The following is a 23,861-nucleotide window of genomic DNA, read 5'->3' on the forward strand; positions in this document are numbered from 1 at the left end:
ATAAATTAGTTATAATCTAAAAGTTAATCATGAAAAAACTACTTTCTTCTTTTGAAGAGCTTTCTAAATTAAAACCCTCAAATTCTATTGAATCTTCTTATTCTGATCAATTCATAAAATTTGAATCACGAAATGTAATTTATTCAAATGAGGTAAAAGCGCTTTTTAATAAAATTGACATAGAGGTAGATGTCGATGGATCCATTAAAGAACTTATTTCTGGAAGTTTCATAAACAAATCTGAAAATAAAGCGGCTTCACATCCAAAACTTAGAAATAATTCTGAAGAGTTCTTAAAAACTGATTTTCCAAAAATAATAAAACTTAAACACGAATTAATAGCAAATAATAAGAAAAATATAGTGGTTCTAGGAATTGGAGGTTCTTATGAAGGACCAAATCTTCTACTTGAAGCTTTAAAAAATTTTTCAAATGAGATCTTTAATTTTTATTTCATAAATGGTTCTGATGAGAAAGAGTTTCATGAAGTAATAAACGGCTTGCTAGCGAGCGAAACTAATTTCATTGTTTCATCAAAATCTCTGAACACTCAAGAAACTTTAGAAAGTTTAAAACACGCAAAAAAATGGCTTAAAGAAAACTCTGACGAGGAATCTTTAAAATCAAATATTGTCGTCTTAACTGCAAATGAAAAGAAAGCTAAAACTCTCTTCAAAGAAAAAAATATTTTTTTAATCGATGATGAAATTGGAGGGAGATACTCTGTTTGGAGCAATATTTCGATTCCCGCAATTTTAGATCTTGAAGAAAACTATATTAAATTTCTTGAAGGAGGCAATGAAGTCGATAAATTAATAACATCTGATAAATCTTTTAAAGAATTTATTAAAGATCTAAGTTACAAAGACATATGGGAAAATAATTTTCTTAACTTCAATAACAGAATTTTACTATCTTATTCTTGGCCGCTTAGGTCTTTTCCTAATTACGCACAACAACTTGAAATGGAATCCCTTGGAAAACCAGCGAATCCAAAATCTATTTTTAAAAAAACTAGTCAAACTATATTTGGGGGTTTTGGGCCTAAAGCACAACATTCTTATTTTCAACAATTACATCAGGGAACAGAAAACTATAGTATTGATTTGTTTTCTACCAGTAAAGACCGAATTGATGAAAAACTTATATCAAAGCAATTACAGGCTCAATTAACTCTTTTTAAAAACTGTCCAGAGGAATTAAAGGGCTCAAAAGAGGAGGTAAAAGCTAATGTAAACTTTAACCACTTCGAATTAGCCAAAATTGATCCTTTTCATTTAGGTTACTTAATAGCCTTATGGGAATATAGAACTTTTATAACGGCTAAGATATTGGAAATAAATCCATTTGATCAATTTGGCGTAGAGGCAGGAAAAAAGCTTACTGAAAAACTTTAATTAACTTCCAGTTGTTGTTGCTTTTACAAAAGCGGGTCTAGCTTTAATTCTTTCAACGTAACCCTTCAAGTTTGGCATTTCATCGGTTACACAACCTAAATCTGAAAGTTTTGTGCAACAATGACCTGTCATAAACTCTACACCAGAAAAATCACCAATCAGGTATTCTTTACCTTCGAGAGCAATTTCTATGGCCTGTAATGATTTTGTAGCAAGTCTTTGAGCTTGGCCGAGAACTGTTTCATCTCTTCTTTCAGGCGGCAAAAGAATTGTATGAACAACGATAGTATTCATTGGTTGAGCAATCATGCCCTCACAAAAGTGAAACCATTGTAAATAGTAAGGAAATTCAGAAGAATCTGTGCTTGGTTTTAGGCCACCATTCTTATGTTTTTCCAATACATAATCAATAATTGCACCTGACTCGTAAATGCTTATATCACCATCTTCAAGAACTGGAATCCTTCCTAATGGGTGACGTTTTCTGTGCTCTTCAGATTTCAAAGCCTCTGGATGAAATGGCATGAGGTTTAGTTCGTAAGGTAACTCAAGTTCTTCTAAGAGCCACAAAATCCTTTCTGCTCTTGACGCGGGTGCAAAGTGAAGTTTTAGCATTTTTCTCTCCAGTAAATTTAAAACTACTTTAATACATTGTTCAAAAGTTTCCAACGGATAATAGAAATTGAGTGATTTGCACTAACTTAAGTCAAAAATTCTATATTCAAATAATTACAAGTTCTAATCGTGCTAATTTTTATTGTTTAACATATCCTTACGAAAAATTATATTCAATCATTCATATTATTTTTTAAGGTATATCCAGTGTTTGCTGTTAGCTTTTTTATGGGCGGATATTTCATCGGATTAGTTTATTTTTAGAAATTTCTCAACCTCCCTTAAAACAGAATAAAATATTTAGCTATTTAAATAGACATATAGCTCTAACTTCTATGCTTTCACGAGGAGAAACATTTTTTCTCAATGAAGACTCATCAAATGCACTATGTAAAGTAGGCAAGAAAGGTTTCTCAAGAGAATCAAAAGTTTTAAACATTAATACTTCGTCTTTCTTCATCTCAGGATAGTAATACCATTGATGCTGATCGTTAAAACTTGATTGGTAAATCTCAACTGTAAATCCTTCTTCGCCATCTAAATAATTGTAAAGATCCGTAGGTATTAGCTCCTGTTCAGATACAGTAGATGAATCACAAACAGCAAAAGGAGCATCGAGTCCATCTTTATCAAATCTTCTCCAAAGATTAAATACAGAAATTTTTGACGGTTTGAAAGTTACATTCTCAATTATAGGTTTCACAGTTTGGCTAAAATTTGGCGTGAAGTCGTTGTGAACCAGCCTATGCGCGCCAAGCCTTTTTCCATTCTGCGCCTCTAATTCGTTTCTTGTGATGTGAGACACTATATAAACTTCATCCGCATTGGTTTCTTTTTTTGCCAATTCTTGCATTTCTAGGTAATAAGCTGAAGCAACAGATTGGTCGTCATAGAAATCTTCTACGGAAGATTTATGATTGAGTAATTTAAATCCTTCTCTCTTGAAAGAGGTTGCTTTTGATCTTGCGTTAATTACTTCTCTTTCAAAGCTTTTATGATCAGGTCTTTGTGGATCAGGTTCTGCTAGCCCAAAAATTGGTTTTGACTCCCCTTTTTTCAAGGGCTTTCTATAGAAAAAATCTGCTTTTACTGAATTCATTGTAAAATTATCTCATATTTTATTAAGTAGTTAGTCAAAATGAACAAATCAAAACTTTTATGAATTTAATATATTTTAAAAAAAGTATTTTATTCCTCATTATATTCTCTGGTAATTTATTTTGTCTCCAACCAGAAATTAAAGGCATTGATTCATTCAAACCAAAAAATATTCTCATGGTTGGTAATAGTTTTATTTATTTTAATAATGGTATGCACAACCCTTTAGAAGCTCTTGTTAAAAAAGATTTAGAATTAGAAAAAAATTTTAAAATTAGAAAAATTACAATCAGCGGAGCATCCTTATCTTGGCATGAAATAAAATCTTACGTAAGTAACCCCAATATAGGTTCTTTTACTTTTGACAACGAAAATAATTTAATTAATCTTTCTGTGGAACCTTTCGACGTTTTGATAATGCATGATTGTAGTAGGTGCCCAATTAACAAAAAAAATGATTTTCATAGAATGATTAAAAAGCATTCTAATGATTTGAAAGAAGTTGGAATTGAGCCTGTTCTTATGATGACTTGGCCTTACAAAGATGAACCAAAAATGATTGAAGCACTCTCTAATGAATACATAAAAGCCGCTAATGAAAATCAAATACTTGTTATACCTGTCGGGCTCGCTTTTGCAAAAGCAAATGAAAAGTTTTCAAAAATAAATCTTTACACCTCTGATAATAGACACCCCAGTAAGGCTGGGACATATTTGGGAGCATGTGTTATTTTTTCAGCACTGTATAAAAAATCTCCCGAAAATAATCCTTACCATTTTGGTCTTGAACCAGAGATTGCAAAAAACTTACAAAAACTTGCTTGGGAAGTTACTGAAAAATTTTACAAATAGTTTTTTTGGAGGAAGTTAGTTAGTTAGTTAGAATTTTCCTTAAAACTGGTAAATAACCTTTGGAAATTTCCATTTCTCTTATAAAACCCTTTCTCGCAAGGAATCTATGGGCTTTAGGCAAGTTGTACCAAGGACAGAAAGTAAATAAATGATGTTCAATATGATAATTGACGTTTAAAGGGGCTAAAAAATATCTCAAGTACCATGGTACTAAGGTAGTTCTTGTAAAAGTGAAGTCATCACTTCCTTTAAGACCAGAATGCTCAGTAATACTTCTTATCCTGTAAAACAAACTAAAAAAAGTTAACATCGGAACCCACCACAAAAACAAATAGAGCCAGCCATATCCAAAAATAAATAAGATCCCAAAAATTGCTAAGTTAGTTAAAAAGAAGCCTTTTAGTTTAGATACAAATCTCGAGAAGCTTTTAAAAATAGAGTCTTCATTGCCCCATGCTGACAATAAAGCAGCAGAATATCTTCTAAAGCCAGCGACTCCAGTCAAATCCCGAATGAATTTTCTTGCCAAACTTTTCCAAGAAGTTGGAAAAGCAGCCGTTAGGCTTAAATCTGGGTCCTTTTCCGTATCTGTAAATTTATGATGTTGTGAGTGTACTTTTCTATAAGGGATCGTATCAGTCATTACTGGGTAAGCGCATAACCATTGTGACGCTAAGTCATTTAATTTTCTATTTTTAAAAATCAAGCCGTGAGCACCATCGTGCATAAATACGACCATCTGAAACTGTTTGGCAGCTATGATAATTGCTGAAATAAAAAAGGTAATTAGATTTGGGAATAAAATATATAAAATAAATGCAAGAATCACCTGACTCCACATAGAAAAAAGAGTGAAAACATTAATTAAATCTTTTTTTTGCTTCAACTCATTCAATTCAGCGGGATTTAATAGATTTTCTGAGAACATTAGATATTTTAATTTGTTTTAAAGATTTTTAAACTTTTACTCCAGCTTTTGTTAATTCTCTCTTTAAATTACCCGTTAAAAGTAGATAAACCATATGATGATCACCTCTTAAAGACCAAAGAGGATAAGAGAAAGTTGCAGGTTTATTTTTTTCATAAAAAAAATGTCCAATCCAAGCTGGACCGTATCCTGCAAGAAGAATCAAAGGGAGCAATAAAAAATTTTGTGAGAAGATTAGTGTCAAAAAAAGTGCCTGATAGCCTATTGTTCCAAAGTAATGGAGCATGCGAGTACTTTTTCTACTATGTTCTCTCAAATAAAAAGGAAAGAAATCTTTGTAGTTTTGATATCTTTTATTATTTTCCACACTTGATTATATCAATTTTTTTAGTTCATCATCCATGGTTCAAGATTAGATTGATCGCCCATTTAGCTATTTTAGGATTTTTTTCTACGTCTAAGATAAATTCCTGACCAAACCCTTTGTAAGAAACCTTTAAATTTTTTTTGTCATGCCATTTCAACCGATTAAGGAAAATGTTCTTGCTACTTAAAAAGTCGATTGGAAGCTTCCAATTTGACCTTGTCATCTGTGGTTCAGTTAAAATTAAATCTGTATGAGTTTTTTTGAACAAGCCAGATCCATTACAATTAAAAATTTTTTCATCAAAAGACAGTTTTTTTGCACCTATATACAAAGTATTATTTTTATACCTACTGACGTCTTTGTAACCATGTGGATGCAGTAAATTATTTTCTAAAAGAAATTTTTTTATTTTTTTTTCACCTTCAATGATTTTATTTATTTGCAACCATCCAAATATGTGATGAAGGTCCTTTCCATATCTTGAATAATCTTTAAACCAACCAAAAAATAAAAATAAATCTCCAATTTGGATATCCCTATTTTTCAGCTCAGTTTGCGCAGCATTCGCTTGACCAAAAACACCTATTTCTTGATCAAGTCTTGGATCAAAATGACAAAAAGTCTCAGGCAAAACTGAACATTTAATTTTTTTTATGAAATCTTCTCCATTGAATTCATCAAATTTTAAATCTGAGTATCTGTGTGGAGATTTTTCTTTTTGTGGGATTGGTAAAGAAAATATCCTCCCATCGTCTAAAATTGGAGAAGGACCTCCGCCAGCGCTTGAATCAAAGCCTTTACGACTTAAAATTAGCCTCTTCAAAACTTTTTATTAGTTATTGTGGTAGTCGTAAAGAATAGGTATAAACTTTTCGCTTTCTCCTGACTCCTCAATATTGTGTTGCATCCAAGCTTTTAGCATCTCTTCTGAAACTAAAAACTTTGTAATCAACCAAGTAAATAATCTGCCTATGACTGGTATGTTGTTTCCTATGGTCAACTCAGTAAAAAACAAAACGCCCTCAGGGCTATCTTTGTAGGCATGTATTAACTCCCCCCCCTTAAAACCAAACATGCCCAATTGAAAATTGTATTCTTCATTATCGAACCTTGTAATGAGCACGCTCTCATTTATTAAATGGCCCCCAAAAGTTTCTTTTATGTGCATTTTTGAACCCGGCAAAACTCTTCCATCGTCATCTAATAACTTCTTTTTCCAATAAACTTTAATATGGTCGTGAGGGTGCCAAAGATGATACCTTGGAACTTCTTGGCCATTGAAATCTAAACCGTTGTAAGTTGTATTTTCATCAATGTGTTCAAACCACCATCTAAGATGTTTCACAGAAACGCCTTTCATCGGTGAATGATGAATTGTTGCTTTCAATCCACCATTTGATGTCTTCTCAAAAAAAGTTTTAGCAGAGTTAAAAGGCTTCATAGGCCCAAAAAAACCTATTTTTTGTTTGGAATTTTCTATCTCTATGTTTTTCATTTTATCTGGAAGGGTTAAATTTAGGTGTAGTGATCAGATAAGCCCAATAAAATATCCCAAACTGTAAGACCAAACGAAAATATAGCAGATATAAAGGGTAATCAGGAAAACTTTCTGGGGAAAGAGCCATGTAAATATTTGCTGGATAAACCGCAACAATCAACGCTGCTAACCCCCATGCAGCAAATTTTCTTATTCTTGAAATTAAAATCCCAACTCCGCCGAGAATCTCAAAAAATCCGCTTATCAATACCGCTTCTAAGTGAAAAGGGAATCTTGGAGGCATTATATTTAGATAAAACTCGGGGTTAATGAAATGATCAAATCCAACATAAATAAAAATAAAAGAAAAAATTAATAAGGCGAATTTTCGCCAGATACCTTTAGGTAAATCCATTGATTCAGTTAGGAAGTCAATTCCAATATTCTTTTAAAACCTGTAATGTTCGCTTTTGCAATATTTTCCATGGATGGAGGATTCTCGCTGATATCGCCTAGCTCTTTTAAGACTAGATGAGCATCGTCATGGCCTTCTACATTTGTCATATCTTCAATCCAACGCTCAACGTTCTTCAGAGGACTAAAATCATAAAGATTCGTATAACAATCTCGCAATTGACCAATTTCAACATAGGCTGCTAAATCTGCTAATGTCACTTGATCTCCAGTGATAAACCTGTTCTTTTCTAACCAGTTGGTATCTAAAGCATTTAATGAGTCTTTAAAAGACCTTTTAGCATTTCCAATTAAAATTTCAGGAAGATTTAAATCGGTTCTTACCTTTGGAGCAAAATAAGCTAAAGAAGCCTCCTTAACTTTTCGATGATGATAATGAAGAAAATCATCAACTTTTGCACGTTTTTCGTTATCTTTCGGATAAAAGTCGAACCATTCAAATTTATTACATAGGTAACACATAATTGCGTGAGATTCAGAAAGCAAAAAACCTGTGTTTGGATCTTCCAATGCAGGAATTGTTGCGTTTGGAAACTTTTCTAAATAAGTTGGATGACGAGTTCCATTTTCTTTTTTGGATCCTGGCATTGTTAAAACTAATTCAAAAGACATTTTTTTATTCAAAACTAACCATATTAGGGACCTACAAGCTTGAGACATAGGGACGCCATAAATTTTTAAAAGGCTACTCATAATTAATCTAAATCACTGGCATCGTGACGTTCAAGTATTGCATTATCTTTTAATTGATCTGGAGATCTATTGACTCTAGCACCCCTTTTGTAAGCTACACGATCTGAAACTTCAGATGCCCAGCGCACAACATTTTCATAAGAAGCAACATCTAAAAACTCTGCAGCATCATAAATGTTCCTAAGTACTAGAGTGCCATACCAAGGTGAAATAGCAATATCAGCAATAGTGTAGTCGTCTCCACAAATAAATTTCCTCTCCGCTAAATTTTTATCTAACACGTCTAATTGTCTTTTAACTTCCATAGCAAATCTATCGATGGGATATTGAAATTTTTCTGGAGCGTATGCATAAAAATGCCCAAAACCACCTCCAAGGTATGGGGCACTCCCCATCTGCCAAAATAACCAAGACATGCATTCAGCTTTTTTCGATGGATCGGTTGGTAAAAGTTCTCCAAATTTTTCTGCCAAATAAACCAACATTGCACCAGATTCGAAAACTCTAGTATGTGGATTAGTACTTCGATCAAGTAATGCAGGAATTTTTGAGTTTGGGTTAATCTCTACAAAGCCACTTCCAAATTGGTCGCCTTTACCAATATTAATCAAGAAAGCGTCATATTCAGCTCCTTCGTGACCCAAAGCTAGAAGTTCTTCTAACATGACGGTTACCTTTATCCCATTTGGTGTACCTAAAGAGTACAATTGAATTGGATGTTTGCCAACAGGTAATTCTTTCTCGTGTGTTGATCCAGAAATTGGTCTATTTATGTTTGCAAATTTACCGCCATTTTTGCTGTCCCACTTCCAGACTTTTGGTGGAATGTATTGTGAATCTGACATTTTTTCTCCCGATTAAAAAATATAAATTATCTTTTTTTATTATTCATTGCTAGCGAAATCTGATCATAGAAGGATTTAAATCACTTATTTTTTTTACTCCCATTAATTTCATATCTCTTTCGATTTCACTTTTCATATTTCCAAGGGCTTTTTCAACTCCTTCTTGTCCTGCAGCAGCTAGCCCAAATAAATACATTCTTCCCCCTGAGCAAGCTGTTGCGCCCATTGCCAACGCTTTTAATACATGTGTCCCTCTTTGTATACCTCCATCGAGAATCACCTCAATTTCTCCACCCACTTCTTGCAGAATTTCATCAAGTTGATCGAAAGAACTTCTTCCCCCATCAAGTTGTCTTCCCCCATGATTTGAGACCATAATTGCATCAGCCTTCATTTCTACTGCTCTTCTCGCATCCTTTGGACTCATTATGCCTTTGAGACAAAATTTTCTTCCCCAGTTTTCTTTGAGCTTGATAACTTCGTCCCAAGTCATACTCTGATCAAGCATAGTCGTAAAATAATCTCCAACAGATATAGAAATATTTGTTCCTTCCTTTACGTGACTTGATAATTGAGAAAGTTCAAATTTTTCTCTGAATAAATAATTTAAAGCCCAAGCAGGTTTCATGCCGAACTGAAAAATGCTTTTCGGTGTTAATTTTGGAGGCGTAGTAAAACCTGTTCGCAAGTCTCTTTCTCGATTACCCCCAGTGATGGTATCAACTGTTAAGGTTAAAATTTCAAAGTTAGCTTCCTGAGCCAGGGTAATCATTGAATCATTTAAACCTCTGTCCTTATGAAAATAGAACTGAAACATTTTAGGAGTATTGATCAGTTCATCTATATCTTTAAGTTTTACCGTTCCTAAAGATGAAACGCCAAACAAGGTATTGAACTTCTCAGCAGCTTTGGCCACCGCTCTTTCGCCTTGATAATGGAAGAGCCTTTGTAGAGCGGTCGGAGAACAAAAAATTGGTATTCCTAACTCATAACCCATTACTTTCACTGACATGTCAATATTTTCTACGCCGGCAAGCACATTCGGAACTAAATCAACATCCTGAAATGCTTCTGTATTTCTTTTATAGGTTGTCTCATCTTCTGCAGCTCCATCAATGTAGTGATAAATTGGACCTGGCAGTCTTCTTCTTGCCAAGTCTTTTAAATCTTTGAAGTTGTTACAGTTTTTAAGTGATCTAGGCATATTAATTTTAGAAAATCTTATTTAGGCAAAAAAATTCAATCTTTTAAGCATATTTAACTTAGAAGGATGAGATTTAAAGATTTCTCGCAAACTCCTTTACCTTGTTCATATGATTATCGAATTCTTGATTGCTCATATTTGGAAGAACTGAAAAAAATCTTAGATACTTAGTTTTTAGGCCTCCAAGTTGAAAAACTGTCTTCTTTAATCTCCTAAATGGGATGTTTTTAAAAAAAGAAAAATTAAAATAGCTCACCATTGGTCCTCCATAGGTTATCGAAACAATTCCTATTTTATTTTTCATAGCACCTGGGACTGGATAACCATAGTTTTTAAAGAATTTGTTATCCGGTAGAATTGATTTGTACGAAAAAAACCACGTTGGATGCAAAACCCAGTCTATCCAATTCTCAATGATTACGTTCATTCTCAAATTATGACAGGCTCCCATCAAAAACATTGCATCTGATTTTTCTAACCTTTCCCTGTAATCTATTACTAATTTTGGTGGAGGATTTATATCGCTTCGATAAAAAGGCAATTGCTCTTTCTCATCATATAAATTGATTAAGTCTATTTCATGTCCATTTTTTTTTGCTTCTTCAATAAAAGTATCTCTTACGGCAGCATTAAATGAGTTAGAGGTATTAAAATGACCAAAAATTAAGCAAATTTTCATAAATTTTTATATTTCATTTAATTTTAAAAAAGATTTTATCTTTCTAACGAATTTTTGAGCAATTTTTATTCGTTTCCATAAATGGTGTTATGTGTATTGTTAACTCGAACAAAGGTTGTGCATTTAGAAAGTGTTTTGAGACGATTTGCACCTACATAAGTACATGCAGATCTGATTCCACTTAAGATATCTTTGATTGTATTGTCCGCTTTGCCTCGATATTGAACTTCAACTGTTTTGCCTTCTACCCCACGGTATTCATTATGATTGTGATGTTTATCCATTGCAGATTCAGAGGCCATTCCATAAAATTTCATTAATCCATTTTCTACTTCACCTTCACATTCATCATGTCCAGCAAGCATTCCGCCTATCATCACAAAATCAGCGCCGCCAGCAAATGCTTTGACAATGTCACCAGAATTTACACAACCTCCATCAGCAATGATGTGTGCTCCGAGGCCATGAGCAGCATCGGCGCATTCTATTACTGCGCTTAGCTGAGGATAGCCAATTCCAGTTTTTATTCTCGTGGTACATACAGATCCTGGACCAATACCTACTTTTACTATATCTGCTCCTGCAAGTATTAATTCTTGAGTCATATCTGCAGTAACAACATTACCTGCAGCTATAGTTGCTTTTGGACATTTTTCTCTTAATTTTTTTACTGCATCTACGAATCGTATGGTGTAGCCATTTGCAACGTCCAAGCCTATAAAACCAGTTGAGGTTTTAGAGAGGCTAGAAATATCTTCAATGCCTCCAAACCAACAGATATTACTTTTTCCCTTTTTAAACTTCTCTGTTTCTTTTTTAAGATATTGTTTGGCGGGACAAGTGATTAGATTATATCTAGATAGGACTTTATGCATTGCAGGGGTTCCAACTGTATCCATATTTGCAGACATAATAGGTATTCCTGTCCACTTCTTTTTACTCCATAAAAACTGATGTGTTCTCTCTAGATTGACTTCTCCCCGAGAGCTCATAGTTGACCTTTTTGGTCTTATGAGCACATCTGAATAATCAAGTTTTATGTCTTCATTTAATAACAATTAAAGCCTCTGGATCAGATGTAATCTTAAATCATTCACAAGTCCATTAAAATATTTTTTTGTGTATAGTATAAATACCTAAGAAGTCTTGTATTTGTTGTGATTACTTTAGAAAAGAAAAATCATGTTTACCTTTTGAAAATGAATGCTGGCGAAAATCGCTGGAATACCTCATTTGTAAGAGAATTTTCAGATGCTTTGGATGAAGTTGAATTGGATGATGGTCCTGGAGCATTAGTTACCTCTTCTACGGATGAAAAGTTTTTTTCAAACGGGTTGGATCTAGATTGGGTTAAAAATCCAGAGAAATATCCTCAAAGCGGAGACAGAGAAGTTTTCAGTGAAGAATTCATGTATCTCATGGGCAGAATGATTACTCTGCCAGTTCCAACTATATGTGCAATCAATGGTCACGCTTTTGGAGCTGGTTTCATGCTTAGTTTATCGCATGATGTAAGAGTAATGAGAGAAGATAGAGGTTTTATTTGTGCCAATGAGATTCAATTAGGAATGAAAATACCTAGACCAGAATTAGCTTTATTCCGACATAAAATTCCAGCTAATTCTTTTTTCGAAACAGTGCAGTTATCCAAACGATGGACTGGTCCTGACGCACTAAATGCTGGAATTGTTCAAGCAGTGGGAAGTATTGATGAATTACAAGAAATGGCTTTGCGAAAAGCAGTAGAATTAGCTCCTTTAGCAGCTGACCGAAAAAATTTTGGAGCTCATAAAGAAATGCTTTATGGAGAGAATGCCGCAATCAATTTAAATCATGGCCCAGCCCATATGCTTAAAAATTCCAAAGAATTTGACGTATGAATTTAAAACTTAATAATTCTCATTCAATTTAATGTACGAAAAAGAATTCGAGCTTTCAAAAAATAGTTTTTTTGGTCATCCAATAGGTTTAAGAACTTTATTCTTTACAGAACTTTGGGAGCGCATGTCTTATTATGGAATGCGCGGATTGTTAGTTCTTTACATGACTATTGGCGTAATTGGGAATCCAGGATTAGGATGGTCGAATTTAGAAGCCAATGCAATTTACGGGATTTATGCGGGAATGGTTTATTTCTTAGCGTTACCTGGCGGTTGGCTTGCGGATAACCTACTAGGCTATCAAAAAGCTGTCCTTTATGGAGCATTGATTATAATGCTCGGACACTTCACTTTAGCTATTCCTTTGGAACAAACTTTTATCTTAGGCTTGGCTTTTGTAGCCATCGGTACCGGGTTATTGAAACCAAATATTTCATCGATCGTTGGTCAACTATACTCTGATCTAGACGAGCGAAGAGATTCTGGTTTCACAGTATTTTACATGTCCATAAATATTGGAAGTATGCTAGGTTTTGCTATTTGTGGTTATTTGGGAGAGCGTATTGGTTGGCATTGGGGTTTTGGAGCAGCAGGTGTTGGTATGTTATTTGGAGTAATGCAATTTATTTATTTCAAGAAAAATTTAGGTGACGCAGGTTTGTATCCCAATGAAATGTCTGAGAGTAAAAGAAACACTTTTAAATTTTGGTCTATTATTTCAATAATTTTTTTCTCTGCTGTAGTTATAACCGGAATGCTTGGATTATGGAGTATAGATCCAGTTTTTTTTGCTGAACGTTTTAGAGATTTTCTAGTGACTGTTTCTTTTATTTACTTTGGTTACTTATTTTTCTTTGCAGGTTTAACAAGTTTTGAGAAGAAAAACGTTTTGATGCTTCTATTATTGTTTGTTGGTGCCGCAGCTTTTTGGTCAGGATTTGATCAATCCGCTGGTTCTTTGTCTATTTTCACTAGAGATTATGTGAATCTTAACTTCGGAGCATTTCAAGCACCAGTAAGTTGGACCCAATTTCTAAATCCACTTTTTGTGGTTATGTTTGCTCCTTTTTTTGCTTATCTTTGGATTATCCTTGGCAAAAAAAACCTTAATCCAAACACTCCAATCAAATTTGCTATTGGTTTAATTTTTATGGGTTTAGGCTTTATTGTGATGCTTTATGCAGTAGAGTACGCCATGGTTTCAGCCCCTGTCGGAGTTCAATGGTTGCTTTTAACTTATTTGTTGCATACTTTTGGAGAATTGACATTATCGCCTGTAGGACTATCGGCTTTTTCTAGATATTCACCAAAAAGATATCTTGGCCAAATGATGGGGCTATGGTTTTTAGCTTCCTCCTTAGGTGGAGTATTAGCCGGATTATTTGGTGGAGAAGCCACAGAATCTGGTTTGAGCAGTATGACACCAATTTTTACTGAACTTATTTATTACTATCTGATTTTGGCAGCAGTTTTGGTGGGTTTATCTTTTTTTGTAAAAGGTAAGATCAGTTCTTCATAGCCAAGTTTTCTATTTTTGGAGCGGTTGGTGTATTTAAAAAAGTGATTGCCCAATGCAAGATTATTAGTAGAGCTAAATCTTCTGTTGATTCCAATACTCTGCTAAAAGCCATTCCACCAAGAAAAGCCAAAATACAAGCTCTAATCTTCCAACGCAAAGTAAAGTAATGAATACTTGCGAAAAATATGTTGCTCAAAAAAACATAAAACCAAAACAATTCGGTTCCGAAAACTTCTGTCGCTATTAATGGTATCGACAATCTAAAGGCAATTTCTTCAACTAAAGAAATAATAAATAAATAAATTATCCAAAATATTTGTCGAAGATTTAAATCCCTATTTGTACTTTTTAAAAAAATAAGAATCATTATGCCCACGCAAAAACTCCAAAAAAAATATTTATTGGGCGCAATAAACAAATTAGATAATGAAGAAAATAAAACTGAAGGGATGAAAGGAACGCATATGCAGATAACAGCAATTAAAGACATGGTCAAACCATGTCTTAAAAGTACCTGACGAAATTTTGAAATGTATATTTCTGAATTCAAGCTCCCTCTTTGAAGCCGCCCTTCTTTAATCACGTATTATTCTTTATAGAGAGATGCGAAAAAGTGATCGTTCCAGTTCACCTGAAATATACAAATAGTCGTCTTTAATGGCTAGGCCGTTAAATACCATTGAAGGGGGTTGGAATTCTGATTGAGCTGGGCTTCCTGACATTACTTTAGTAATTACCGAGGTTTTTCCATCTTGATATTTTTTTATTTCTCCAGTATTACCTTCAAAAATATAAATTGCATCATCTTTGATAGCGATACCTTCAGGAGAATTTAAACCTTTAACCAAAATTTCTTTGTTTCCATTTTTTGAAATCTTAACTATTTCTCCTTTTGATCTATCTGAAACCAAAAGATCTTCCTTATAATTTATTACATGCGTTGGAGCAGAGAACCCGTCAGCCAATATCTCCCCTTTTCCTGTAGAAAAATCATAAAGAGTTATTGATCCATTTCCTTGAAGAGCAACTGCAACTAATTCTCCATATTTTGTTGCCGACACAGGTATGTTGAGGCCTTCCAGGCTTTTTAATATTTCACCTGTATTAGGATTCATTATTTTTACGTGATTATCCAACCAGCTCGATAGAATTATATTTTCATTAAAATTAGACACAGATGTATTTGCTCCGTGAGGAGAAATTCGAAATACGTTCTTATAGTTCCAAGACTCAGATCCATCATCTAAGCTATACGCCTTTACAGATTGTATGTCTGCTACAACTATGTTGTTACCTAAGATTGTCAATCCTCCTGCATGCGAAATTCCTCCGGGTAAAATTTCTTCATTTGCTTCTGGAGAGACTTTCAACACACTTCCCTCTGAGTAACTTGAAACATAAATTTCGTCTTGATTATTTATGGCCAAATTATCTAATCCTAATTCTATATAGGCAAAATCAGACTTTAATCCATCAACTACTTTAACCACTTTGCCGGCACCAGTATCTAAAACAAAAAGCTCGCCTTTAGAATTGAAGTTTACAGCCGCAGGAACATTCAGTCCTTCTACTTCTTTTCGTATATCTCCTGTATCAACGTCAACACTTACTACTTCGTTATTGAACCACCTTGGTCCATAAAGCCTTCCATCTGGTCCCCAATCCATACCGTTTAGGCCACAGAATTCGTCTATCTCTTCAAAAATAACTCTCGGCGCTTCGTCTCCAGAAGGATCCATCTCAAAAAGCCCATTATCAAAGAAACATTGCGCAACGAATAATCTGTCGTCATCAGAAAATGTAATTGGGTTAACTCCTGGTCCAGGATTACCTGAAAACACCTTATTTCCATTGACATCAAATCCTGAAACTTCTCCTGTAAGAATAGATGTCCAATAAAATTCCCCTTTTGAATTGAAAGCAACATCATCAGGTCCAATAACTCCATCTGATAAACCGAATCTTTTAAGAATAACCTTACTTTCTGTGTCGATGACTGATATGTCAGATCCTATGACTGAAGCAGCATATAAATAACCATCAGGCCCAAAATGCATTCCATTAACACCAGCAATTTGAGCGCCTGAAACAAATAGTTCTAATCCATATTCTTCTGAAGATCCACAGCTTATTAAAAAAGAGACAAATAGTATTTTTAATAAACGTTTAAACATTTTCAATTATTAACTTTCTATTTCTAAATAATAACAAAAGTTTTCGAATAAGTTCTACTGCAAAATTTTTAGATTTTTATTACAAAAGAGGCATATGCAACTTTATAATTTGTTGAAATTTACTCAACTTTAAATACTTCTGCTTCCATTTCTCCTGCTATAAGATCAATAGTCCCGCTCAAGAAATTTATACCATCAGTAACGCTATCAACTGACTTCACATTTATCTTTGTTCCGTCCATCGTCCATACACCCATTAAATCTCCTCTAGAGAGAACGCCATCTGGACTTATACCTCTGCCATAGCCAATCCATGTTCCCGAATTAGGTATGTTAGGATTCGATGTCAAAGTATAAGAGAGGTAGACTTTTCCATATTGACCTGTATCTGCGCTAGACATATTAATGGTACTCTCCAATTTTCCTACGGTTACTGAATCAATTGACCATTTGGCTGTAAAGCTTTCTCCTGTAACTTCAAATGCAAATGAAGAAATTGAAAACATTAAAATAGATGCAAAAATATATTTTTTCATATTTACTCTCCTAAATTATTAATAAATATAATTACAAACATTTTAACCTTTTTTTCACCCGTTCCATAAAACGGAACATATATTAAGGATTGGCTTGTATGAATTGATGAATTAGAGGCACTAAAATTTCTGGAATATCTTCCTGACAAAAATGACCAGCTTGTTCAAAAGTATTAATAGGAGCTATTGGAAACAGACCCCTAAAATCAGCGATCTGATTTTCTGGACGAATTGCTCGATCTTTAAGACCCACGGCAAGCATTGCAGGTTTCGTCTTTAAAGCATCAATGTTTCCTGTTTCCACTCCTTCAATAATGTATTCAAATGCTCTTTGCAGATGAATATCAAGTGGAAATTCAATCCCCCCTTTACAAGAAGCACGATTAGGAAATGGTGATGAGTAAGCTTTTATCCAATCCGAATTTATAACAGAAGAGTTTTCAAACCCAATGATTTTCATAACTGATAAAATTGTTGAACCAAGTTCGCCTAAAATACCCTCAAGAGTTCCAGCTTCATGATGCTTAGCAATCCACTGGAACCATTCTGTAGGCTCAGAATTAGCTGGTGGGCCGCCAAAGCCAAAAAGAGTATTCAAAAGAGCAACCCTTTTCACTTTATCTGGATATCGAATTGCATAGGCACCGGTAATTGGTCCACCCCAGTCTTGGCAAACAAAAGTTATATTCTTCAACTCAAGTGATTCAACCAATGCAACAAGATTTTCTACGTGTGTTTTTAAAGTGTAGATTTTGTCTTGTGGTGTTTCGCTTTTACCAAAACCCATATGGTCGGGAACAACCACTCGGTAATGTTTAGATAAATGGGGTATAAAATTTCGATATAAATATCCCCAAGTTGGTTCGCCATGCAAACAAACTATTACTTCTCCGTCTCTGGGACCTTCATCAACATAATGCTGTTTAAAGCCGGCAGATTCACAGAAATTAGCTCTATATGGCCACGTACCTCCAAAAGTTTCATTTTTCTCAATCATAGTTGTCCGTTATTTAAAAAATTACATTTAAAACATTATATAAGCAACAGATGTCTATTATTTAAAATTATTCCCACTCAATTGTTGCTGGTGGTTTACTAGAAATATCATAAACCACCCTAGAAACTTTCGGGATTTCATTGATAATTCGATCAGATACTTTGTTTAATAAATTGTGTGAAATTTTTGATGCTTTTGCAGTCATAAAGTCAATTGTTTCGGCCGCTCTGAGTGCTATTACATACTCATATCTTCTAGCATCGCCTACAACGCCAACACTTTTTACAGGAAGAAATACTGCGAAAGCCTGACTAACTTTATTATATAAATTTGCATTAATTAATTCGTCAATAAATATTTGATCTGCCTCTCTTAGTACTTCTAATTTTTCCTTAGTAATCTCTCCTAACATTCTGACAGCAAGCCCTGGTCCAGGAAAAGGATGCCTTCCGATCAAAGTCTTCGGCAGGCCTAATGCTAAGCCAATGTTTCTAACTTCATCTTTAAATAGAGAGTTTAGAGGCTCAACTAAGGGTAATTTTAAATACTCAGGCAAGCCTCCCACATTATGATGTGACTTAATCACATGGGCTTTTCCTCCTTTGATACCAGAAGATTCTATAACGTCAGGATAAATAGTTCCTTGGGCTAAATATTCGACCTTTTTTAATTTTTTAGCCTCTTTTAAAAAAACATCAACAAAAGTTTTACCAATTATTTTTCGCTTTTCTTCGGGATCAGTTTTCCCTTTTAAGTTTTTCAAAAAAAGTTTTTCTGAATCTGCAAAGTTTATTTTCACACCTAAAGCTTTTTTTAAATCTTTTTTAACTTGCCTCGCTTCATCTTTTCTTAAAAGACCATTGTCTACAAAAATACACTCAAGCTTAGATCCAATTGCTTTGTGCATTAAAGCTGCTGTAACAGAAGAATCAACGCCACCCGATATTCCTAAAAGCACTTTGCTGTTTCCGACCTTTGTTTTGATTTCTTGTACTAATAACTCAACAATATTTTTTGATCGCCATTTTCCGGAACAACAACAGATTTCCTTAGTAAATACTTCTAAAATTTTTGAACCTTTTTCAGTATGAGTCACTTCCGGGTGAAACTGTAACCCGTATATTTTTTGTTTTTGATTTTCTATTGCGGCAATTGAACAATTATTGCTAAAAGCAACTCTCTTAAAACCTCGCGGAAGTTTTGTAACTTTGTCGCCATGGCTCATCCATACGTTAAGCTCTTTTGTTGAGATTTTTTTGAATATTTTTCCTTTGTTAAGTTTCACTTTAGTGTCGCCAAATTCACTCTTATTAGAGGTTTTTACTTTACCTTTGAAATGTTGAGCGATTAATTGCATGCCATAACAGATGCCAAGTATTGGAATATTACTCTCCAAAATTTTGCTATCTATTTTTAAAGTTTTTTTTGTGTAGACCGATTCAGGTCCTCCCGAGAGAATAATTCCTTTGGGATTAAATTTAAGAATTTCTTTAAATGAAATTTGATGGGAAACAATTTCTGAAAAAACACCTATTTCCCTTACTCTTCTTGCAATCAATTGAGTATATTGAGATCCGAAATCTAAGATTAAAATTTTTTCAGAATCTATACTGTTTTTCACTTTTAGCGAATTCTATAATTCGGAGCTTCTTTAGTTACATTTACATCGTGAACATGGCTCTCATTGATTCCTGAAGCAGTAATTTTGACAAATTTAGTTTTCGTTCTCATAGATTCAATATCTTTATTTCCTGTATAACCCATGCTTTGTCGCAAGCCTCCAAGCATTTGATGAAGAGTCGTTTCGACTGAACCTTTAAAAGGAACTCTTCCTTCAATGCCTTCTGGAACTAATTTTTCAGAAGTTGAGACATTTTCCTGAAAATATCTATCTCCAGAATTGCTTTCTCCTGACATTGCTCCGACCGAACCCATGCCTCTATAAGATTTGTAACTTCTACCTTGATACAGTTCTACCTCTCCAGGCGCTTCTTCAGTTCCGGCTAAAATACTTCCAAGCATAATGGAGTTAGCCCCAGCTGCAATTGCTTTAGCTATATCTCCGGAAAATCTAATGCCGCCGTCGGCTATGACTGGAACGTCTTGTTCTTTTAAAGCTGACACTACATTAGCTATTGCCGAAATCTGTGGAACTCCAACTCCAGTAACGATTCTCGTCGTACATATGGAACCTGGACCAATTCCAACTTTTATGGCGTCTGCACCAGCTTCCACTAATTTCAAGGCTCCTGCTCCGGTTGCAACATTTCCTGCGATCAATTGCAGATCAGGATAGTCTTTTTTTATCAACTCAACTCTTTCAATAATGCCTTTCGAATGTCCATGAGCGCTATCTATTACAAGAACATTTACCCCTGCATTTACTAAAGCATCTATTCTTTCTTCAGTCTCTTCCCCATTACCAACTGCAGCGCCAACCATTAACCTTCCTTCGCCATCTTTAGTAGCTAACGGAAAATCTTTAGTTTTATTTATGTCCTTAAGGGTCACTAAGCCTTTGAGAGAAAAATTTTTATCGACTAAAAGAATTTTTTCTATTCTATTTTTGTACAGAAGATCTTTAATCACGTCTAAACTTTCTTTTTCAGTGGCTGTTACCAACTTCTCCTTAGGAGTCATAATATTGGATACTGCTAGAGTTGAATCAAGAACATTCCTAAAGTCTCTTGAAGTCACAATCCCAACCAAATTTTCATTTTTGACAACGGGCATACCTGAAATATTGTATTCCTGAGTTAACCTTATAAGTTCTCCTACAGTTTTGTCTGGAGAAATTGTAATTGGCTCTCTGACGATTCCGCTTTCAAATTTTTTTACAGAATTAACTTCTTTTGCCTGCTCTAAAATTGGCATATTTTTGTGAATAATTCCTATCCCTCCAAGTTCTGCCAAAGCAATAGACATTTTGCTTTCGGTGACTGTATCCATAGCAGCTGATACCACAGGAATTTTTAAATCTATGGCTCGAGTCAATTTTGTGCTTAAATCGGTGTCTTGAGGTAAAACTTCGGAATAATCGGGGAGCAGAAGCACATCATCGAAGGTTAAAGCTTGTTCTTCAATATGCAACATCTTCAAATTATACAGAATGGTTTAAAAAAACAAAGGCAATTAGAAATATGAGTTTTAAGGGTTGGAATATGGTGAGTATCGCAGTTCTCATGGAATTCTCTGTAATTGGTTTTACATTTTATTGTTATCCACTAATGTTTACTTCCTTAGAAAAAGAATTAGGTGCTTCTCAAGCTCAATTGTCTGGTGCCTTATCTTTGTTTTTTATCTGCTCCGCCGCAGCCTCCATAGTTTTAGGTAGGCTTTTAGACAAATACTCTGTAAAACATATTATGTTGATTGGTGGACTTATTTTTAGCTTAGGATTAATTTCAATTGCTTATGTCGAAAGTATTTTTTTCTTACTTTTAATATATGCGACCTTAATTGCTGTTGGTGGTCCAGCTCTAGGCAACTTATCTGTCACTAAACTTGTAGCAAATTGGTTTGACGCAAAAGCGGGAATCGCGCTTGGAATTGCAGCGATAGGTATATCTTTTTCTGGGGTAATGTTACCTATTCTCGTTGATCCGCTAATTAGCTTGATCGGTTGGAGAAATGTGTATCTTGTTTTTGCGGCTATAGTTATTTTTCTACTTCTACCAATAATCTATTTATTTGTTGTAAACACTCCTGAAGAAATAAATCAATACAAAGATAATGATACCAATCCCAATATTGAATCAGTGGCCGAAGAACCTCTGCCAATGATGGATTTTTTTAAACATAGTAGTTTTTGGTTTATTTCTATGGCCTTTGCTCTTCAATTTTTTTCTATGGGAGGTGTATTACTTCATTTAATACCTCATGCCGAAAATTTAGGATTTGAAGAAATTTGGGAGGCTTTTGGATTTCCTTTAAAACAAACTGTTTTTGCTTACTCTCTTGCTGCTTTTGGAGGAGTAGTTGGAAAAGTTTTATTTGGATATTTAATTGATAGGATGTCTGCAAATCGTCCCGTCATGATTATGATGACTATGCAGGCAGCAGGAATTTTTGGTTTAACAATTGTTGAAAGCTTCGATATGTTTTTAATATCATGTTTTATTTTTGGTTTGGGTTTTGGCGGAGCTATGGTTTTGATGAGCGCTTGTTTCTTAAAAGCTTTTGGTTCTCACAATCTAGGATCTGTAAGAGGTATTTCTGCACTTATAATTGTTCCAGTGCAGCCTCTAGGAATTTTAATAGTTGGTCAAGCATTTGATGCTGGCATTTACATAGAGTCTTTTATGCTGATGGGTGCTGCAAGTATTTTAGCTCTATTAGTCTCGTCAAGAATTTCTATCGAGAAAAAAGATTATCCGTCTTTGCAGCCGCAATAAAATCGTTTCTGTGAAGGCCTTTTATTTTATGGGACCACCAAGATACTGTTACTTTGCCCCACTCCAAGGTAATTTCTGGGTGGTGATCTTCCTCTTCTGCCAAATTTGCAACTTTAGAAACAAATTCTAATCCGGCCAGATAGTTATCAAACGAAAAAGAGCAAATCAGGCGATCAATACCGTTTGTTTTTTGAATTTCCCAAGCTGGAATTTGTGGCTTTAATTCTTCAATTTCTTCTTGTGTTACAAGAGGAGCATCTTCTCGACAGGCTACACAAGAACTTTCAGTAAGTTTTTCTAGACTCATTTAATACCCCCTTTAGTTAGTTTCTTTGGATCTAAATATTTATTTAATTGAGCTCTGGTTAAATCTGTTTCTTCAAGAGCTACTTCTATTATTGGTAAGTTTTCCTTGTATGCTTTTTTGGCTATTTCGGCTGCCTTCGCATATCCAATCACAGGGTTTAGAGCGGTGACAAGAATTGGATTTTTATTCAAAACGCTTTCTAGGGCTTTTTTATTGACCTTAAAAGATTTAATAGTTTTATCAGCCAAGACTTTCATGCCGCCTGTTAACAAAGCCATGCTTTTAAGAAGGTTGTAAGCTATGACAGGAAGCATTACGTTTAGTTGAAAATTTCCTGACTGTGCTGCAATTGTTATCGTTACGTCATTTCCAATAACGTCGGCAGAAGCCATGGCAACTGCTTCAGGTATAACAGGATTAACTTTACCTGGCATAATACTGCTGCCAGGTTGCAACGCTTTCAGCTCTATTTCTGATAGTCCTGCCAAAGGTCCAGAATTCATCCACCTAAGATCATTAGAAATTTTCATTAAAACCACTGCAAGATTCTTAAGCTCCCCTGATACCTGAACCGCTGTATCTTGAGCGCTTAATTCATGAAAAAAATTTTCACTAGAAATTGCTTTGCATTTACCTCCCATTAAAGTAGATAACTCTTTAGCAAAAGTTTTAGCAAATCTTGGATGTGCATTTATGCCTGTTCCTACCGCAGTACCACCCAATGGCATTTCTAAAAGTCTTTTCTCTAAAAAAACTAATGTTTTTTTAGAATTTTTGAGCTGAGAAGACCATGCAGACAATTCTTGAGAGATTTCTAAGGGCATAGCATCCATTAAGTGAGTCCTTCCTGTTTTAATAATCCCTTTAAGCGATGCTTCTTTTTTTTCTATTTCAATAATTAATTTTTCTAAAGCAGGATAAAGCTTCTCAGTTAAATCTTTGTAAGCACTAACTTTAATAGCAGTTGGAATTACGTCATTACTACTTTGACTCATATTTACATCATCGTTTGGATCAATTTGGACGCCACCCAATTTAAAGGCCAAATTAGCAATCACTTCATTTGCATTCATATTTGAGCTCGTTCCAGAGCCGGTTTGAAATACGTCTAAAGGAAATTCTTTATTATGTTTACTTTGCCAAACTTCTCTGGCGGCTTTTGAAATTGCTAAAGCTTTTTTTGTGCTCAAAAGGCCTAATTTTTTATTTGCTTTAGCTGCTGCGTCTTTAATTAATCCTAAAGTATCGACAAAAGAATTTGTAAAAGGAAAATCCATTTTTATGCCACTGATTGGAAAATTTTCTACAGCTCTTTGAGTTTGAGCTCCGTACAAAGCATTTTTTGGAACATAAACCTCTCCGAGACTATCTTTCTCTATTCGAAATCCTTTTTTTATTTTTGCCATAACTTTTCTGAGTGTTTAA

Annotated in this window: 26 protein-coding genes; 6 read left to right on the forward strand and 20 right to left on the reverse strand. The window is 34.4% G+C overall.

Going from position 1 to position 23,861, the window contains the following annotated elements:
• The first annotated feature begins 29 nt into the window (after positions 1-29).
• Positions 30-1,397 carry a hypothetical protein gene (locus tag M9C82_03590; GenBank protein ID URQ73052.1) on the forward strand — a complete coding sequence of 456 codons (1,368 nt, stop codon included), beginning with the start codon at positions 30-32 and terminating at the stop codon, positions 1,395-1,397.
• Here M9C82_03590 and M9C82_03595 read toward each other — a convergent pair whose 3' ends face one another.
• Positions 1,398-2,012 (reverse strand): glutathione S-transferase family protein, encoded by a 615-nt coding sequence (locus tag M9C82_03595; GenBank protein ID URQ73053.1) that lies wholly within the window; start codon positions 2,010-2,012, stop codon positions 1,398-1,400. It abuts the gene before it with no gap.
• Positions 2,013-2,316: 304 nt separating this feature from the next.
• Positions 2,317-3,111: a hypothetical protein gene (locus tag M9C82_03600; protein ID URQ73054.1), complete on the reverse strand. Its 795-nt coding sequence runs from the start codon at positions 3,109-3,111 to the stop codon at positions 2,317-2,319.
• A gap of 59 nt (positions 3,112-3,170) precedes the next feature.
• Here M9C82_03600 and M9C82_03605 point away from each other — a divergent pair, with 59 nt between their 5' ends.
• Positions 3,171-3,962 (forward strand): hypothetical protein, encoded by a 792-nt coding sequence (locus M9C82_03605; GenBank protein URQ73055.1) that lies wholly within the window; start codon positions 3,171-3,173, stop codon positions 3,960-3,962.
• Between the two features lie 19 nt (positions 3,963-3,981).
• Here the strand turns inward: M9C82_03605 and M9C82_03610 are convergent, their stop codons facing one another.
• From M9C82_03610 to M9C82_03655, 10 genes are all read right to left on the reverse strand, one after another.
• Complete coding sequence (locus M9C82_03610) at positions 3,982-4,890, reverse strand: fatty acid desaturase family protein (protein ID URQ73056.1); 909 nt, start codon at positions 4,888-4,890, stop codon at positions 3,982-3,984.
• Between the two features lie 28 nt (positions 4,891-4,918).
• Positions 4,919-5,257, reverse strand: coding sequence for a DUF962 domain-containing protein (locus tag M9C82_03615; GenBank protein ID URQ73057.1), 339 nt, complete (start codon positions 5,255-5,257; stop codon positions 4,919-4,921).
• Positions 5,258-5,285: 28 nt separating this feature from the next.
• Positions 5,286-6,080 carry a hypothetical protein gene (locus tag M9C82_03620; protein URQ73058.1) on the reverse strand — a complete coding sequence of 265 codons (795 nt, stop codon included), beginning with the start codon at positions 6,078-6,080 and terminating at the stop codon, positions 5,286-5,288.
• 9 nt (positions 6,081-6,089) lie between these two features.
• Positions 6,090-6,752, reverse strand: a complete 663-nt coding sequence (locus M9C82_03625; GenBank protein URQ73059.1) for a hypothetical protein — start codon at positions 6,750-6,752, stop codon at positions 6,090-6,092.
• 1 nt (position 6,753) lies between these two features.
• Positions 6,754-7,149: a DoxX family protein gene (locus M9C82_03630; protein URQ73060.1), complete on the reverse strand. Its 396-nt coding sequence runs from the start codon at positions 7,147-7,149 to the stop codon at positions 6,754-6,756.
• Positions 7,150-7,157: 8 nt separating this feature from the next.
• Positions 7,158-7,901: a glutathione S-transferase family protein gene (locus tag M9C82_03635; protein URQ73061.1), complete on the reverse strand. Its 744-nt coding sequence runs from the start codon at positions 7,899-7,901 to the stop codon at positions 7,158-7,160.
• Between the two features lie 2 nt (positions 7,902-7,903).
• Complete coding sequence (yghU, locus tag M9C82_03640; protein ID URQ73062.1) at positions 7,904-8,746, reverse strand: glutathione-dependent disulfide-bond oxidoreductase; 843 nt, start codon at positions 8,744-8,746, stop codon at positions 7,904-7,906.
• Between the two features lie 49 nt (positions 8,747-8,795).
• Positions 8,796-9,950 carry an alpha-hydroxy-acid oxidizing protein gene (locus tag M9C82_03645; GenBank protein URQ73063.1) on the reverse strand — a complete coding sequence of 385 codons (1,155 nt, stop codon included), beginning with the start codon at positions 9,948-9,950 and terminating at the stop codon, positions 8,796-8,798.
• A 73-nt stretch (positions 9,951-10,023) separates the two neighbouring features.
• On the reverse strand, positions 10,024-10,629 hold the full coding sequence (locus M9C82_03650; protein URQ73064.1) for an NAD(P)H-dependent oxidoreductase: 606 nt from the start codon (positions 10,627-10,629) through the stop codon (positions 10,024-10,026).
• Positions 10,630-10,694: 65 nt separating this feature from the next.
• Complete coding sequence (locus tag M9C82_03655) at positions 10,695-11,687, reverse strand: GMP reductase (GenBank protein ID URQ73065.1); 993 nt, start codon at positions 11,685-11,687, stop codon at positions 10,695-10,697.
• A gap of 99 nt (positions 11,688-11,786) precedes the next feature.
• Here M9C82_03655 and M9C82_03660 point away from each other — a divergent pair, with 99 nt between their 5' ends.
• Together M9C82_03660 and M9C82_03665 are read left to right on the forward strand one after the other, a co-directional pair.
• A complete protein-coding gene (locus M9C82_03660; protein ID URQ73066.1) occupies positions 11,787-12,509 on the forward strand; it encodes an enoyl-CoA hydratase-related protein in 723 nt (240 codons plus the stop codon).
• A 31-nt stretch (positions 12,510-12,540) separates the two neighbouring features.
• Positions 12,541-14,028, forward strand: a complete 1,488-nt coding sequence (locus tag M9C82_03665) for a peptide MFS transporter (GenBank protein URQ73067.1) — start codon at positions 12,541-12,543, stop codon at positions 14,026-14,028.
• On the opposite strand, the gene M9C82_03670 is transcribed toward M9C82_03665, so the two are convergent.
• Positions 14,015-14,395 (reverse strand): CPBP family intramembrane metalloprotease, encoded by a 381-nt coding sequence (locus M9C82_03670; protein URQ73068.1) that lies wholly within the window; start codon positions 14,393-14,395, stop codon positions 14,015-14,017. The genes M9C82_03665 and M9C82_03670 overlap by 14 nt on opposite strands.
• A 1-nt stretch (position 14,396) precedes the next feature.
• Between M9C82_03670 and M9C82_03675 the strand changes: the two genes are divergently transcribed.
• Entirely contained in the window at positions 14,397-14,546 is a 150-nt protein-coding gene (locus tag M9C82_03675; protein ID URQ73069.1) for a hypothetical protein, read from the forward strand.
• Between the two features lie 75 nt (positions 14,547-14,621).
• Here M9C82_03675 and M9C82_03680 read toward each other — a convergent pair whose 3' ends face one another.
• From M9C82_03680 to guaB, 5 genes are all read right to left on the reverse strand, one after another.
• Positions 14,622-16,202 (reverse strand): hypothetical protein, encoded by a 1,581-nt coding sequence (locus tag M9C82_03680; GenBank protein ID URQ73070.1) that lies wholly within the window; start codon positions 16,200-16,202, stop codon positions 14,622-14,624.
• 119 nt (positions 16,203-16,321) lie between these two features.
• On the reverse strand, positions 16,322-16,738 hold the full coding sequence (locus M9C82_03685) for a hypothetical protein (GenBank protein ID URQ73071.1): 417 nt from the start codon (positions 16,736-16,738) through the stop codon (positions 16,322-16,324).
• An 82-nt stretch (positions 16,739-16,820) separates the two neighbouring features.
• On the reverse strand, positions 16,821-17,735 hold the full coding sequence (locus M9C82_03690; protein URQ73072.1) for an alpha/beta fold hydrolase: 915 nt from the start codon (positions 17,733-17,735) through the stop codon (positions 16,821-16,823).
• 67 nt (positions 17,736-17,802) lie between these two features.
• Positions 17,803-19,356, reverse strand: coding sequence for a glutamine-hydrolyzing GMP synthase (guaA, locus tag M9C82_03695; GenBank protein URQ73073.1), 1,554 nt, complete (start codon positions 19,354-19,356; stop codon positions 17,803-17,805).
• 2 nt (positions 19,357-19,358) lie between these two features.
• Complete coding sequence (guaB, locus tag M9C82_03700; GenBank protein URQ73074.1) at positions 19,359-20,828, reverse strand: IMP dehydrogenase; 1,470 nt, start codon at positions 20,826-20,828, stop codon at positions 19,359-19,361.
• A 134-nt stretch (positions 20,829-20,962) separates the two neighbouring features.
• Between guaB and M9C82_03705 the strand changes: the two genes are divergently transcribed.
• Complete coding sequence (locus tag M9C82_03705) at positions 20,963-22,129, forward strand: MFS transporter (protein ID URQ73075.1); 1,167 nt, start codon at positions 20,963-20,965, stop codon at positions 22,127-22,129.
• On the opposite strand, the gene M9C82_03710 is transcribed toward M9C82_03705, so the two are convergent.
• Together M9C82_03710 and M9C82_03715 are read right to left on the reverse strand one after the other, a co-directional pair.
• Positions 22,089-22,436: a 4a-hydroxytetrahydrobiopterin dehydratase gene (locus tag M9C82_03710; protein URQ73076.1), complete on the reverse strand. Its 348-nt coding sequence runs from the start codon at positions 22,434-22,436 to the stop codon at positions 22,089-22,091. The two genes, M9C82_03705 and M9C82_03710, sit on opposite strands and share 41 nt — an antisense overlap.
• Positions 22,433-23,842, reverse strand: a complete 1,410-nt coding sequence (locus M9C82_03715; protein URQ73077.1) for a class II fumarate hydratase — start codon at positions 23,840-23,842, stop codon at positions 22,433-22,435. The genes M9C82_03710 and M9C82_03715 overlap by 4 nt, the downstream gene beginning before the upstream one ends.
• Between the last annotated feature and the right edge of the window lie 19 nt (positions 23,843-23,861).

The sequence above is a fragment of the SAR86 cluster bacterium genome, assembly GCA_023703675.1.
Taxonomy (GTDB): domain Bacteria; phylum Pseudomonadota; class Gammaproteobacteria; order Magnimaribacterales; family AG-339-G14; genus AG-339-G14.